This window comes from Enterobacter sp. MGH120 (assembly GCF_001037725.1).
Lineage (GTDB): Bacteria > Pseudomonadota > Gammaproteobacteria > Enterobacterales > Enterobacteriaceae > Enterobacter > Enterobacter hormaechei_C.
Genome location: NZ_KQ089940.1, coordinates 1,345,452 through 1,359,152 on the forward strand (window position 1 = coordinate 1,345,452; position 13,701 = coordinate 1,359,152).

Sequence of the window (13,701 nt, forward strand, 5' to 3'; positions counted from 1 at the left end):
AGGATGAGCATAAAACAGATAACCATACCGCCAGATTTTATGCTGGGCGCGGCGGCATCGGCCTGGCAGACCGAGGGCTGGAGCGGCAAAAAGCCGGGGCAGGATTCGTGGATCGATCTCTGGTACAAGAACGATCGTCACGTCTGGCACAACGGCTACGGCCCGGCGGTGGCAACCGACTTTATCAATCGCTTTCGCGAAGACGTGGCGCTGATGAAGCAGGCGGGACTGACGCACTATCGCACCTCGATCAACTGGTCGCGCTTTTTGACCGACTATGAAAACGCCACCGTAGATGAAGAGTACGCCGCCTATTACGACGCGCTGTTCGATGAAATGCACCGTCAGGGCATTGAGCCGATGATCTGCCTGGAACACTACGAATTGCCGGGCGTGCTGCTGGAGACCTACGGCGGCTGGGCGTCGAAGCACGTCGTCGAGCTGTTCGTTCGCTATGCGGAAAAGGTGTTTGAGCGCTTTCACGGCAAAGTCACCCGCTGGTTTACCTTCAACGAGCCGATTGTGGTCCAGACGCGCGTCTACCTCGACGCGCTGCGCTGGCCCTATGAGCAGAACACCAGCACCTGGATGCAGTGGAACCACCATAAGCTGCTGGCGACGGCGAAAGTGGTGAAGCTGTTTCGCGAGAAAGGGTATGACGGCTCGGTGGGCTGTATTCTTAACCCGGAAGTGACCTATCCGCGCTCGCGCGCGCCGCATGACGTGCGGGCGGCAGAGATGTACGATCTGTTCTATAACCGCGTCTTTCTCGACCCGCTGGTGCACGGGCGCTATCCGCAGGCGCTTTTTACCCTGCTGGCGCAGCATCAGGTGCAGTGGGACTACACGGCTGACGAGCTGGCGCTGATTGCCGACAACACCGTTGACGAGCTAGGGATCAACCTCTATTACCCGCACCGCGTCAAAGCGCCATCCCGCGCCTGGCACCCGGAGACGCCGTTCCATCCGGCGTACTACTACGAGCCGTTCGAGCTGCCGGGGCGGAGGATGAACACCTCCCGCGGCTGGGAGATCTTCCCGCGCATTATTTATGACATAGCGATGCGGATTAAAAACGACTATCACAACATTGACTGGTTTGTAGCGGAAAGCGGGATGGGGGTGGAGAACGAAGCGCAGTTTCGCAATCGCGACGGGATTATCGATGACGCGTACCGCATCGCGTTTATCAGCGAACATCTTTATTACACGCTGCTGGCGCGGGAGGCGGGGGCTAACTGCCACGGCTATATGCTGTGGGCGTTCACCGACAACGTCTCCCCGATGAACGCGTTTAAAAACCGCTACGGGCTTATTGAGATCGACCTTGAAAACCATCGCGCACGGCGGGCAAAGAAATCAGCGTCCTGGTTCCGCCAGCTGCGAGATGAGCGTGTGCTGACGCTCAGGGTTGACGATGAATGGAAGTAAGCCTTCTGGTAAAATAGCGCAAAAACTGGCCGGGAGGACGTCCGGCCCGCGCATTAACTGATAAACACAGGTGAAAACGTGGATAAGGCTGTCATCCTGCCGGAAAAAAAACAGTACCAGGAGATTGGCGAGGATTTACGGGCGCAGATTATCCAGGGGCATTATCCCGTGGGATCGCGTCTGCCGCCGGAGCGCAACATTGCCGAGACGTATGGCGTGAGCCGCACTATCGTGCGCGAGGCGCTGCTGATGCTTGAGCTACAGGGGACGGTGGATATTCGCCAGGGGTCTGGCGTGTACGTGATGCGCATTCCGGAGGAGCATGAAAATGAGGAAGAGCGTTTTCTGAACAGTGACGTGGGTCCGTTTGAAATTCTCCAGGCGCGTCAGCTGCTTGAAAGCAACATTGCCGCCTTTGCCGCAAAAATGGCGACGCGGGCGGATATCGACAACCTGCGCCGCATCATCGAGCAGGAGCAACGGGCTATTGCCGCCGACGATCGCAGCCAGGACAACAACAAAATGTTCCACCTGGTGCTGGCGGGAGCCACACAAAACCAGATGCTGCTGGCGACCGTTGAAAGCGTCTGGCATCACATGGACAGCAGCCCGCTGTGGCAGCAGTTTAATGGCCACATCGCCAGCCGCGCATGGCGGCTGAAATGGCTCGGCGACAGGCAAACCATTCTCGGTGCGCTCCGCCGCCGCGACGTGATGGGGGCGTGGCAGGCGATGTTCCAGCATCTTGAAAACGTCAAAAAGAGCCTGCTTGAGCTGTCAGACGAAGACGCGCCCGATTTTGACGGCTATCTCTTTGAATCGGTCCCCCTTTTCCAGGGGAAACTGGTGTGAATATACTGCCGCTTCACGCTGCGCCGCAGTTTACACAGCGGGTGATCGACTGGATCTGGAACGCGTTTGGTGAAGGTATGCCGCGTGCCTTTTTCCAGAGCATTGTTGAGCACAGCCTGACGCCGGGCGAGTTACCGTTCACCTTTATTGCCGTTGAGGATGACCACCTGCTGGGCACCGTTGGGTTGTGGCGTTGCGATTTAATTTCCCGACAGGATCTCCACCCCTGGCTGGCTGCGCTGTATGTCGATGAAGCCGCCCGGGGAAACGGGCTGGCGGGAAAACTTCAGCGGCATGTTATCGGCTACGCGCGACGCGCCGGATATCACGAGCTTCATCTCTGGTCTGCCTGCCGCGACTTCTACGAACGTTACGGCTGGCACTACATTGGCGATGCGCTGGAATACCCGGATAAAACCGTCCATCTCTATCGCTGTTCGCTCACGGCTTCCGCGGGCGATACCACCGAGTGACGGCGCACTAAGGTTGGGCTGAACAGGTGGGTAATTTCCGGTGGCGGGCGATGCTCGGCCAGCGCTAACGCCAGTTCTGCCGCCTGCGTTGCCATGGTCACAATCGGGTAGCGCACGGTGGTCAGGCGAGGGCGCACGTAGCGCGACACCAGCACATCATCAAAGCCAATCAGCGAAATTTCTGCCGGGACGTCAATCCCGTTATCATTCAGCACGCCCATTGCGCCGGCGGCCATGGAGTCGTTATAGCTGGCCACGGCGGTGAAATTCCGCCCGCGGCCCAGCAGCTCCGTCATCGCCTGCTCGCCGCCACTCTCATCCGGTTCTCCGTACGCCACAAGACGATCGTTGCACGGCAGACCGGCTTCGCGCAGCGCGTCGTAATAGCCCTGAAGGCGATCTTCCGCATCGGAAATTGGGTGGTTGGAGCACAGATAACCAATTCGGGTATGGCCCTGCTGGATCAGATGACGGGTTGCGAGCCATGCGCCGTAACGGTCGTCGAGCGCCACGCAGCGGGTTTCAAAACCGGGAATAATACGGTTGATAATCACCATCCCCGGCATCTGTTTCATCAGATGGATCAGCTCGGCGTCGGGGATCATTTTTGCATGGACCACCAGCGCCGCACAGCGATGACGGATCAACTGCTCAATGGCCTGGCGCTCTTTCTGTTCATTGTGGTAGCCATTACCAATCAGCAGGAAATTTCCGGTGTGATAAGAGACTTGTTCTACGGCTTTGACCATTGCACCGAAAAACGGATCGGATACATCCCCGACCACCAGCCCGATGGTTTCTGTCGACTGCTGGGCAAGGGCGCGCGCGTTGGCGTTAGGGTGATAATTCAGGTTTTCCATGGCGTCCTGCACGGCCTGGCGCGATGCATCACTCGCTTTAGGGGAGTTGTTGATCACGCGGGAGACGGTCGCGACGGAAACACCGGCCAGACGAGCCACATCCTTAATTGTCGCCATTCAATACCTTCTTATAGGGGTAAGCGTTTACACACTAACTAGTGTTGCGGAAAAGCAGCGCGCATTCAAGGGGAGCGGGTGGGCGTCCTCTGCAAACGTGAAGCAGAACATCCCTCACGGTGTAATCGTTACACGGCCAGTCATGTCTGAATAATGTCAATCTGAACCTTTAGTTACACTTTGCCTCAGGCTGTTGCGATTGTCCGTTAGCAACGATGCGTAGTGAATTGCTAGAGTCGAGATCCCAGAGGTATTGATAGGTGGAATCAACTTCGGTTGATTAACACGATTTACACCAACCTGCGTTTTACGCAGGTTTTTTTTTGCCTGTAAGTTCAACCTGTAACAGCAAAAGAGAATATTCACACCTGGTTGCACTTCGGCTCATTCCCTTGCGTTTTCCCGCTGGCGAAGCCTGTCGCCGGAGGCCACAATCAAGATCCCAGAGGTATTGATTGGTGAGAATTCCTGGTACGTTTTCGTACTCTTCTCTTGCACCAACCTGCGCGGATGCGCAGGTTTTTTTTCGCCTCTGTTTTTGCTATCGCTCCCTCACTACTTCTCGTGTAATCTGCCACCATTTATACCTTTCACACTGGCTGGCAAAGGGAGTTGAAATGCTTTTTGGGGTCTTCCGCACACTGTTTCGTGTCCTGTTTCGCATCCGCGTGACTGGCAATACGCAGGCACTCTATGGCGAGCGTGTGCTTATCACACCGAATCACGTCTCTTTTCTTGATGGCGTATTGCTGGCGCTGTTTTTGCCCGTGCGCCCCGTCTTCGCGGTTTACAGCTCCATCAGTGAAAAATGGTACATGCGCTGGCTCAAACCGCTGATTGATTTTGTCCCGCTCGATCCAACCAAACCGATGATGATTAAACATCTGGTGCGTCTGGTTGGGCAGGGGCGCCCGGTGGTTATCTTCCCGGAAGGGCGTATTTCAGTGACGGGCTCCCTGATGAAAATTTACGACGGGGCCGGTTTTGTCGCGGCGAAGTCTCAGGCCACCGTCGTGCCGCTACGCATCGACGGGGCTGAGCTGACCTTTTTCAGCCGTCTGAAAGGGCTGGTGAAGCAGCGTCTGTTCCCGAAAATTACCCTGCATATATTACCGCCGACGTCACTGCCGATGCCCGAGGCGCCGCGCGCGCGCGACCGCCGTAAAATCGCCGGGGAAATGCTGCACCAGATTATGATGGAAGCGCGCATGGCCGTTCGCCCGCGCGAAACGCTGTATGAATCGTTTCTGTCGGCGCAGTATCGCTACGGTGCGAAGAAAAACTGCATCGAAGACATCAGTTTTACGCCGGATACCTACCGTAAGCTGTTGACCAAAACGCTGTTTGTCGGGCGTATCCTGGAAAAGTACAGTAAACAGGGCGAAAAGATCGGCCTGATGCTGCCAAACGCGGGTATCAGCGCGGCGGTAATCTTTGGTGCCGTCTCCCGGGGCCGCATTCCGGCGATGATGAACTACACGGCGGGCGTGAAAGGGCTCTCCAGCGCGATTACCGCAGCACAAATCAACACCATCTTTACCTCCCGCCAGTTCCTGGATAAAGGCAAGCTGTGGCACCTGCCGGAACAGCTGACGCAGGTGCGCTGGGTGTTCCTGGAAGATCTGAAAGCAGACGTCACGACCGCCGACAAGCTGTGGATTTTCGCGCACCTGCTGATGCCGCGTCTGGCGCAGGTTAAGCAGCAGCCGGAGGATGATGCCATTATCCTCTTTACCTCTGGCTCTGAAGGCAACCCGAAAGGTGTGGTTCACAGTCACAAAAGCATTCTGGCGAACGTCGAACAGATTAAAACCATTGCTGACTTTACCGCCAACGATCGCTTTATGTCGGCGCTGCCGCTGTTCCACTCCTTTGGTCTGACCGTGGGTCTCTTTACGCCGCTGCTGACCGGTGCCGAGGTGTTCCTCTACCCAAGCCCGCTGCACTACCGCATTGTGCCGGAACTGGTTTATGACCGTAACTGCACGGTGCTGTTCGGGACGTCCACCTTCCTCGGTAACTACGCGCGCTTCGCCAACCCGTATGATTTCTTCCGCGTACGCTACGTGGTGGCGGGCGCGGAAAAACTCCAGGACAGCACGCGCCAGATCTGGCAGGACAAGTTTGGCCTGCGCATTCTGGAAGGCTATGGCGTGACGGAGTGCGCGCCGGTGGTCTCCATCAACGTTCCGATGGCGGCAAAACCGGGAACGGTTGGCCGCATTCTGCCGGGGCTGGACGCGCGTCTGCTGGCGGTGCCGGGTATTGAAGACGGAGGACGTCTTCAACTGAAAGGGCCGAACGTCATGAACGGCTATCTGCGTGTGGAAAACCCGGGCGTGCTTGAGGCGCCGACGGCCGAGAACGTCAATGGCGAGGTTGAAACGGGCTGGTACGACACGGGCGATATCGTGCGCTTCGACGATCAGGGCTTCGTGCAGATCCAGGGACGTGCAAAACGCTTCGCCAAAATCGCCGGGGAGATGGTCTCTCTTGAAATGGTCGAAACGCTGGCGACCGCAGTCTCGGCGGAGAAAATGCATGCGACCGTGGTGAAAAGTGATGCCAGTAAAGGCGAGGCGCTGGTGCTCTTCACGACAGACGGTGAACTGAAGCGTGATGCGCTGCTCAGGTATGCACGCGAACACGGTATCCCAGAGCTGGCGGTCCCCCGCGATATTCGTTACCTCAAACAGTTACCGGTGCTGGGCAGCGGTAAACCCGATTTCGTGACCCTGAAGGGCATGGTTGAAGAGGCAGAACAGCAAAATGCGTGAGTCAGTGCACACTAACACTTCAATCTGGTCGAAAGGCATGATGGCGGTTATCGCCGCCCAGTTTCTTTCCGCGTTCGGCGATAACGCGTTGCTGTTTGCCACGCTGGCATTGCTGAAAGCTGAGTTTTATCCCGACTGGAGCCAGCCGATCCTACAGATGGTGTTTGTGGGTGCTTACATCGTATTTGCGCCGTTTGTCGGCCAGGTGGCGGACAGCTTCCCGAAAGGTCGGGTCATGATGTTTGCCAACAGCCTTAAGCTTCTGGGCGCGGCAAGTATCTGCTTTGGTATCAACCCGTTTGTCGGCTACACGCTGGTGGGCATTGGTGCGGCAGCCTACTCCCCGGCGAAGTACGGTATTCTGGGTGAGCTCACCACCGGTGATAAGCTGGTGAAGGCCAACGGCCTGATGGAGTCCTCCACCATTGCGGCTATTCTGCTGGGTTCGGTGGCGGGTGGCGTACTGGCAGACTGGCATGTGCTCGCCGCGCTTGGCATCTGCGCCCTGATGTACGGTGGCGCGGTGATCGCCAACCTGTTTATCCCCAAACTGGCCGTGGCGCGTCCGGGGCAATCCTGGCGCTTCGGGCCAATGACCGGCAGCTTCTTCAACGCCTGCCGCGTACTGTGGCGTAACGGTGAAACACGCTTCTCGCTGATGGGCACCAGCATGTTCTGGGGGGCCGGCGTTACGCTGCGTTTCCTGCTGGTGCTGTGGGTGCCGGTGGCGCTGGGCATTACTGACAACGCCACGCCGACTTATCTGAATGCCATGGTCGCCGTCGGGATTGTTGTCGGGGCCGGGGCTGCGGCAAAACTGGTGACGCTGGAAACCGTCGCGCGCTGCATGCCTGCGGGGATCCTGATTGGCGTCGGCGTTCTGTTCTTCTCCCTGCAACATGCCCTATTGCCTGCCTATGCCCTGCTGTTGCTGATCGGCATGTTAGGCGGTTTCTTTGTGGTGCCGCTAAACGCGCTGTTGCAGGAGCGCGGCAAGCAGACCGTTGGGGCGGGTAACGCCATTGCGGTGCAAAACCTTGGTGAAAACATGGCGATGTTACTGATGCTGGGAATTTACTCGCTGGCGGTAAAAGCAGGTGCGCCGGTCGTGGCAATCGGGGTAGGATTCGGCGCGCTGTTCGCGCTGGCGATTAGCGGTCTGTGGGTCTGGCAGCGTCGTCGTTGAATTGTGCGGCCTGATGCCCTCACCCCGGCCCTCTCCCACGGGGAGAGGGTGAAAACCCTAAAAACGGCAACGCACGTTGCCGTTTTGCTTTTATTACGGTGCCGGGTAGGTATAAACCTGATGCACCGCTTCAATCTCCGCTAATACCTCTTCACTCAGGTTCAGATGGAAACTCTCAATATTTGTTTTCAACTGATCCATCGTCGTTGCGCCGAGCAGGGTACTCGCCACAAACGGCTGACGACGCACGAAGGCCAGCGCCATCTGCGCCGGATCGAGTCCGTAGCGTTTCGCGATATCCACGTAGGCCGCAACGGCTTTTTGCGTCTGCTCGCCGCTATAGCGGGTGAAGCGGCTGAAAAGCGTGTTACGCGCACCAGCCGGTTTCGCGCCGTTCAGGTATTTGCCCGTCAGGGTACCGAAGCCCAGACAGGAGTAGGCGAGCAGTTCCACCTCTTCGTACTGCGTCACCTCCGCCAGACCCACTTCATAACTGCGGTTCAGCAGGCTGTACGGGTTCTGAATGGTCACGATGCGCGGCAGATCGTGTTTATCGGCCAGATGCAGATAGCGCATCACGCCAAACGCCGTCTCGTTGGAAACGCCAATGTAGCGGATCTTACCCGCCCGCTGGCACTCCGTGAGCGCTTCCAGCGTTTCCAGCAGGGTAACGGCCGGAGCACTTTCGTTCCAGGTGTAGCCAAGCTTACCGAAGCAGTTCGTCGGACGCTGCGGCCAGTGCACCTGATAAAGATCGAGATAGTCGGTTTGCAGGCGCTTGAGGCTGGCATCCAGCGCGGCACGGATATTCTTGCGATCGAGGATCTGGTTAGGGCGGATCCCGGCATCGTTATTACGGGAAGGGCCGCTGACTTTGGAGGCGATGACCAGCTTTTCGCGATTGCCGCGTTTCGCCAGCCAGTTGCCGACATACGTTTCAGTAAGACCTTGTGTTTCCGGGCGGGGAGGAACGGGGTACATCTCCGCCACGTCAATCAGGTTAATGCCCTGGCTGACGGCGTAATCGAGTTGTGCATGGGCATCGGCTTCGCTGTTTTGTTCACCAAATGTCATGGTGCCCAACCCCAGTTGGCTGATCTCCAGAGCGCTGTGGGGGATACGGTGATAATGCATAGCCGGTTTCCTTTTTTAGACATACAGACTGCGTCAGGAACCTCCCGACAAAGGAATATAAACATGGCAGAGGGAAGGCAAAAGGGGAAGGAAAAAATCAAAAAGGCCAGCAAGCTACTGACCTTTATCTGTTTAACGCTCGATGATCTGGGAGACTTCGTCGCGATTAATCTGCATTTGATTGCCTTCGCGATCGCGGTAACTCACCAGACCGGTATCGTCGTCGACTTCGGGTTTGCCATCGGTCAGGATCATACGACCATCTTTCGTTGACATGACATAGTCGCTGCTGCAACCCGATACCGCAAACGCTAAACCGACTGCTGAGATAATTACTGCCCATTTTTTCATCGTTCTCATCCTCACCTGGCTCGTATCAAATCATAGTGTAGTAATAACCTGATATTACGACAGGTGAAAGGGGGGAAATCTTAAAAAGGAGGAGATTATGTTAGCCGGAGCGCAAAATTGGTAAAAAACTATGTTTTCAACAGGAAGTGGCGTGCCAGCAGCGCCCCGGTGAAATTCTTTTTAAGATAGAAACCGCGCGGCAGCGTCAGGATCGGTTCGCCCTGTGCGCCTACCGCTTCAGTGAGCGCTTTGCTGTTGGCGGCTTTGGGACGAAGTTGCAGCACTTCGCCATGCCGGGCGGTGATACGCTCAACCTGTCCCAGCACAATCATGTCCATCAGCTCTTCCCAGTCCTGGGAAAGCTGTCTCTCCTCTTCTTCATTCGGGCTCCAGAGCAGCGGGGCGCCAACGCGACGCTCAGCCAGCGGGATCTGCCTGTCGCCCTCAACGGGTACCCACAACACCCGCTTCAGCTTATGCCTGACGTGGCTGGTTTCCCATGTCACTCCGCTGTTACCCGTGAGCGGCGCAACGCAGACAAAGGTGGTTTCCAGCGGCCGCCCCTGGCTATCGATGGGGATCGTCTTCAGTTCCACCCCCAGCGCCGCAAAATCTTGCTCGGGTTTACTGCCCGCGCTTGCGCCCAGCCAGCGTTCCAGCAACACGCCGATCCAGCCCTTATCACGCTTTAGATCGTTAGGTATCGTCAACCCCGCCATCACGGCCAGCTCGCCCAGTGAATAGCCTGCCAGGCGTTGTGCCTGCTGGAGCAACTGGGCTTCACTGACGGGAGGAGAGAGCAGTGGGGCGAGAGAATGCATGCTAACGACCTTTTGATTAAAAAATGAGCTGATATTTTATCCCTTGTGGACAGAGTTTACCTTTTTCTGTGCACCTATTCCATGTGGGTGATTTATATCATCTTTTTTAGAATACAATCCGTCCCGCGGCGGCTAAAAAACAGGTTGTGCAATTCTGGTCACTGACAATAAACAGGATCTTACACCATGTTATCCACAGAAAAATGGGATAACTGGGAATAACTGCCACTACTGTTTCAATTTACAGCCTTGACGTGCGATGAAAATCGAATTTTCACACAAATTGTGCCTAACTTATTGGCACAAACTGTGGATAAAACCGACGCTGTTCGATCTTTCATCAGCAGGAGGATCTTTGATGTGATGATCGTCACGTTTATCGCCCTGGATACCCTTAATTTCAATATAATCATATGAATTTAAATGATTTATTATAAGCGGGGTAGATTGGCGGCTCGTCGGGCTACAAGGTTGTTCATCGGTAATTCCGCACTTCTTCACAACTATATCCACAGAAAAGGTGAATAAAAATGGTCTCTGTCGGCCGCATCTGTTTATAACTCCGCACTAAATTGTGAGTTATTCAAATGTTATTAGGTTGCAGGCCTGTAAGAGAGTGGTTTACCGCCTCCCTGTAGTGTGAAACAATCATTCATATATCAGATTTAGTTTGGGGTAGTCCGGTGATTGATGACGATGGCTACCGCCCAAACGTAGGAATAGTAATTTGTAATCGTCAGGGCCAGGTGATGTGGGCCCGGCGATATGGTCAGCACTCCTGGCAGTTCCCGCAAGGCGGGATCAATCCCGGAGAGTCCCCAGAACAAGCGATGTACCGGGAGCTGTTTGAAGAGGTTGGTTTAAGCCGAAAAGATGTTCGCATCCTGGCTTCGACCCGCAACTGGTTGCGTTACAAGTTACCGAAACGTTTGGTGCGTTGGGACACAAAGCCGGTTTGTATCGGCCAGAAACAGAAGTGGTTTCTTTTGCTGTTGGTGGGCAACGATTCAGATATCAATATGCAAACCAGCAGCACGCCAGAGTTTGATGGCTGGCGCTGGGTAAGCTACTGGTATCCGGTTCGTCAGGTCGTGTCATTTAAGCGCGATGTATATCGTAGGGTGATGAAAGAGTTCGCAAGTGTCGTGATGCAGCTTCAGGAGACGCCTCCGAAGCCACAGAGCGCACCTGCCTGGCGACGTAAAAGAGGTTAAGCTACGCAAATCATGCTCACCCGCTTGCGAGAAATAGTTGAAAAGGTTGCCAGTGCGCCTCGCCTCAACGAGGCGCTGAATATTCTGGTGACGGACATCTGTCTTGCGATGGAAACCGAGGTCTGTTCGGTCTACCTGGCCGACCATGACCGACGTTGCTACTACCTGATGGCAACCCGCGGTTTAAAAAAACCACGGGGACGCACCGTCACGCTCGCGTTTGATGAAGGTATTGTTGGCCTGGTCGGGCGACTGGCGGAGCCAATCAACCTTGCCGATGCGCAAAAACATCCCAGCTTCAAATATATCCCTTCCGTCAAAGAGGAGCGGTTCCGCGCTTTCCTTGGCGTGCCGATTATTCAGCGCCGTCAACTGCTTGGCGTGCTTGTTGTCCAGCAACGAGAGTTGCGGCAGTACGACGAAAGCGAGGAGTCTTTCCTCGTCACGCTGGCAACGCAGATGGCTGCGATCCTCTCCCAGTCTCAGCTGGCAGCCCTTTTTGGGCAGTATCGTCATACCCGCATCCGCGCGCTTCCGGCCTCGCCGGGCGTCGCGATTGCCGAAGGCTGGATGGATGCCACGCTCCCCCTGATGGAGCAGGTCTATGAAGCCTCGACGCTGGATGAAGCGCTTGAGCGCGAACGGCTTACCGCTGCGCTGGAAGAGGCGGCGAATGAGTTTCGTCGCTACAGCAAACGCTTTGCCGCTGGCGCTCAAAAAGAGACGGCGGCCATTTTCGACCTCTACTCACACCTGCTTTCCGATGCGCGTTTGCGTCGTGAGTTATTTGCCGAGGTCGATAAAGGTTCGGTGGCAGAGTGGGCGGTTAAAAAGGTCATTGAAAAATTTGCCGAGCAGTTTGCGGTGCTGACTGACGGTTATCTGAAAGAGCGCGCCGGCGATTTACGCGCGCTTGGGCAACGTCTGCTGTTCCACCTTGATGATACTATTCAGGGGGCGAATGCCTGGCCGAGCCGGTTTGTACTGGTGGCCGATGAACTCTCGGCGACGACGCTGGCGGAATTACCGCAGGACAGGCTGGCGGGCGTAGTGGTGCGCGATGGCGCAGCTAACTCCCATGCCGCCATTATGGTGCGCGCGCTCGGTATTCCGACCGTGATGGGGGCGGATATTCAGCCCTCCGTACTGCACCGCCGTACGCTGGTGGTGGACGGATACCGCGGTGAGTTGCTGGTGGATCCTGAGCCGGTTCTCCTTCAGGAGTACCAGCGTCTTATCAGCGAAGAGAATGAATTAAGCAAGCTGGCGGAAGATGACGTCAACCTGCCCGCGCAGCTCAAGAGCGGTGAGCGTGTGAAGGTGATGCTCAATGCTGGCTTAAGCCCTGAGCATGAAGAGAAGCTCGGCAGCCGCATCGATGGCATCGGCCTCTACCGCACCGAAATACCGTTTATGCTGCAAAGCGGCTTCCCGTCAGAAGAGGAGCAGGTGGCGCAGTATCAGGGCATGTTGCAGATGTTTAACGATAAACCCGTCACGTTGCGCACCCTGGACGTCGGCGCGGATAAGCAACTGCCCTATATGCCCATCAGTGAAGAGAATCCCTGCCTCGGCTGGCGTGGGATCCGCATAACCCTCGATCAGCCGGAAATCTTCCTTATCCAGGTTCGTGCGATGCTGCGTGCCAACGCGGCCACGGGGAATCTCAGCATTTTGCTGCCGATGGTCACCAGTATTGACGAGATCGACGAAGCGCGGCGGTTGATAGAACGTGCAGGGCGCGAAGTGGAAGAGATGATCGGCTATGCGATCCCTAAACCCCGTATTGGCGTGATGCTTGAAGTGCCTTCGATGGTCTTTATGTTGCCGCAGCTGGCGACCCGCGTTGATTTTATCTCCGTTGGCACCAACGACTTAACGCAATACATTCTGGCAGTCGATCGCAACAATACGCGCGTTGCCAGCATCTACGACAGCCTGCATCCGGCGATGCTTCGTGCCCTGGCGATGATCGCCCGCGAAGCCGAGCAGCATAATATCGACCTGCGCCTGTGCGGTGAAATGGCCGGCGATCCGATGTGCGTGGCGATCCTGATTGGTCTCGGTTTCCGTCACCTGTCAATGAACGGACGTTCCGTTGCGCGTGTGAAATACCTGTTACGTCACATCGAACAAGATGAGGCGCGCGAACTGGCCGCGCGTAGCCTGGAAGCACAGCTGGCAGCCGAAGTGCGCCATCAGGTGGCTGCGTTTATGGAGCGACGCGGCATGGGCGGTTTGATCCGGGGCGGCCGCTGATCCCCACAAAATAATGACGGCTCCGACGACCCCCTCTCCCTTGAGGGAGAGGGATGGGGTGAGGGGGAACAGCGCGCATGAAACCCTATACACATCTTTTACATCTCAGGCGCATCCTCCGCGCCTGCCTTATGCTATGATTCGCAACTTTGGAGCACCTGCCAACGGCGGGAATGCAATTCACCCGCTGTCCACTTTCAGCGGAATAACAACATCTTGTGGTGAC

General features: G+C 56.2%; 11 protein-coding genes. 7 read left to right on the forward strand and 4 right to left on the reverse strand.

Going from position 1 to position 13,701, the window contains the following annotated elements:
* The first annotated feature begins 3 nt into the window (after positions 1 to 3).
* The 3 genes from SK54_RS06440 (at position 4) to SK54_RS06450 (ending at position 2,756) form a co-directional block, all read left to right on the forward strand.
* Positions 4 to 1,431 carry a glycoside hydrolase family 1 protein gene (locus tag SK54_RS06440; protein ID WP_048246915.1) on the forward strand — a complete coding sequence of 476 codons (1,428 nt, stop codon included), beginning with the start codon at positions 4 to 6 and terminating at the stop codon, positions 1,429 to 1,431.
* 78 nt (positions 1,432 to 1,509) lie between these two features.
* Positions 1,510 to 2,283, forward strand: coding sequence for a GntR family transcriptional regulator (locus SK54_RS06445; RefSeq protein ID WP_048246917.1), 774 nt, complete (start codon positions 1,510 to 1,512; stop codon positions 2,281 to 2,283).
* Positions 2,280 to 2,756 (forward strand): GNAT family N-acetyltransferase, encoded by a 477-nt coding sequence (locus SK54_RS06450; protein WP_048246919.1) that lies wholly within the window; start codon positions 2,280 to 2,282, stop codon positions 2,754 to 2,756. Before SK54_RS06445 ends, SK54_RS06450 begins: the two co-directional genes overlap by 4 nt.
* On the opposite strand, the gene galR is transcribed toward SK54_RS06450, so the two are convergent.
* A complete protein-coding gene (galR, locus tag SK54_RS06455) occupies positions 2,711 to 3,733 on the reverse strand; it encodes an HTH-type transcriptional regulator GalR (protein ID WP_003862806.1) in 1,023 nt (340 codons plus the stop codon). The two genes, SK54_RS06450 and galR, sit on opposite strands and share 46 nt — an antisense overlap.
* Positions 3,734 to 4,350: 617 nt before the next feature.
* Between galR and aas the strand changes: the two genes are divergently transcribed.
* Both aas and lplT read left to right on the forward strand, forming a co-directional pair.
* Complete coding sequence (aas, locus tag SK54_RS06460) at positions 4,351 to 6,510, forward strand: bifunctional acyl-ACP--phospholipid O-acyltransferase/long-chain-fatty-acid--ACP ligase (protein WP_048246921.1); 2,160 nt, start codon at positions 4,351 to 4,353, stop codon at positions 6,508 to 6,510.
* Positions 6,503 to 7,696 carry a lysophospholipid transporter LplT gene (lplT, locus tag SK54_RS06465; protein ID WP_003862801.1) on the forward strand — a complete coding sequence of 398 codons (1,194 nt, stop codon included), beginning with the start codon at positions 6,503 to 6,505 and terminating at the stop codon, positions 7,694 to 7,696. Before aas ends, lplT begins: the two co-directional genes overlap by 8 nt.
* A 93-nt stretch (positions 7,697 to 7,789) precedes the next feature.
* Here the strand turns inward: lplT and SK54_RS06470 are convergent, their stop codons facing one another.
* The 3 genes from SK54_RS06470 to mutH form a co-directional block, all read right to left on the reverse strand.
* Positions 7,790 to 8,830, reverse strand: coding sequence for an NADP(H)-dependent aldo-keto reductase (locus SK54_RS06470; protein ID WP_023295360.1), 1,041 nt, complete (start codon positions 8,828 to 8,830; stop codon positions 7,790 to 7,792).
* 132 nt (positions 8,831 to 8,962) lie between these two features.
* On the reverse strand, positions 8,963 to 9,181 hold the full coding sequence (locus tag SK54_RS06475) for a YgdI/YgdR family lipoprotein (protein ID WP_003862794.1): 219 nt from the start codon (positions 9,179 to 9,181) through the stop codon (positions 8,963 to 8,965).
* Positions 9,182 to 9,309: 128 nt separating this feature from the next.
* Positions 9,310 to 10,002, reverse strand: coding sequence for a DNA mismatch repair endonuclease MutH (mutH, locus tag SK54_RS06480; protein ID WP_017692735.1), 693 nt, complete (start codon positions 10,000 to 10,002; stop codon positions 9,310 to 9,312).
* A gap of 683 nt (positions 10,003 to 10,685) precedes the next feature.
* Between mutH and rppH the strand changes: the two genes are divergently transcribed.
* Positions 10,686 to 11,216, forward strand: coding sequence for an RNA pyrophosphohydrolase (rppH, locus tag SK54_RS06485; RefSeq protein WP_048246923.1), 531 nt, complete (start codon positions 10,686 to 10,688; stop codon positions 11,214 to 11,216).
* 12 nt (positions 11,217 to 11,228) lie between these two features.
* Positions 11,229 to 13,475, forward strand: coding sequence for a phosphoenolpyruvate--protein phosphotransferase (gene ptsP / locus SK54_RS06490; RefSeq protein WP_015571752.1), 2,247 nt, complete (start codon positions 11,229 to 11,231; stop codon positions 13,473 to 13,475).
* Positions 13,476 to 13,701 lie beyond the last annotated feature (226 nt).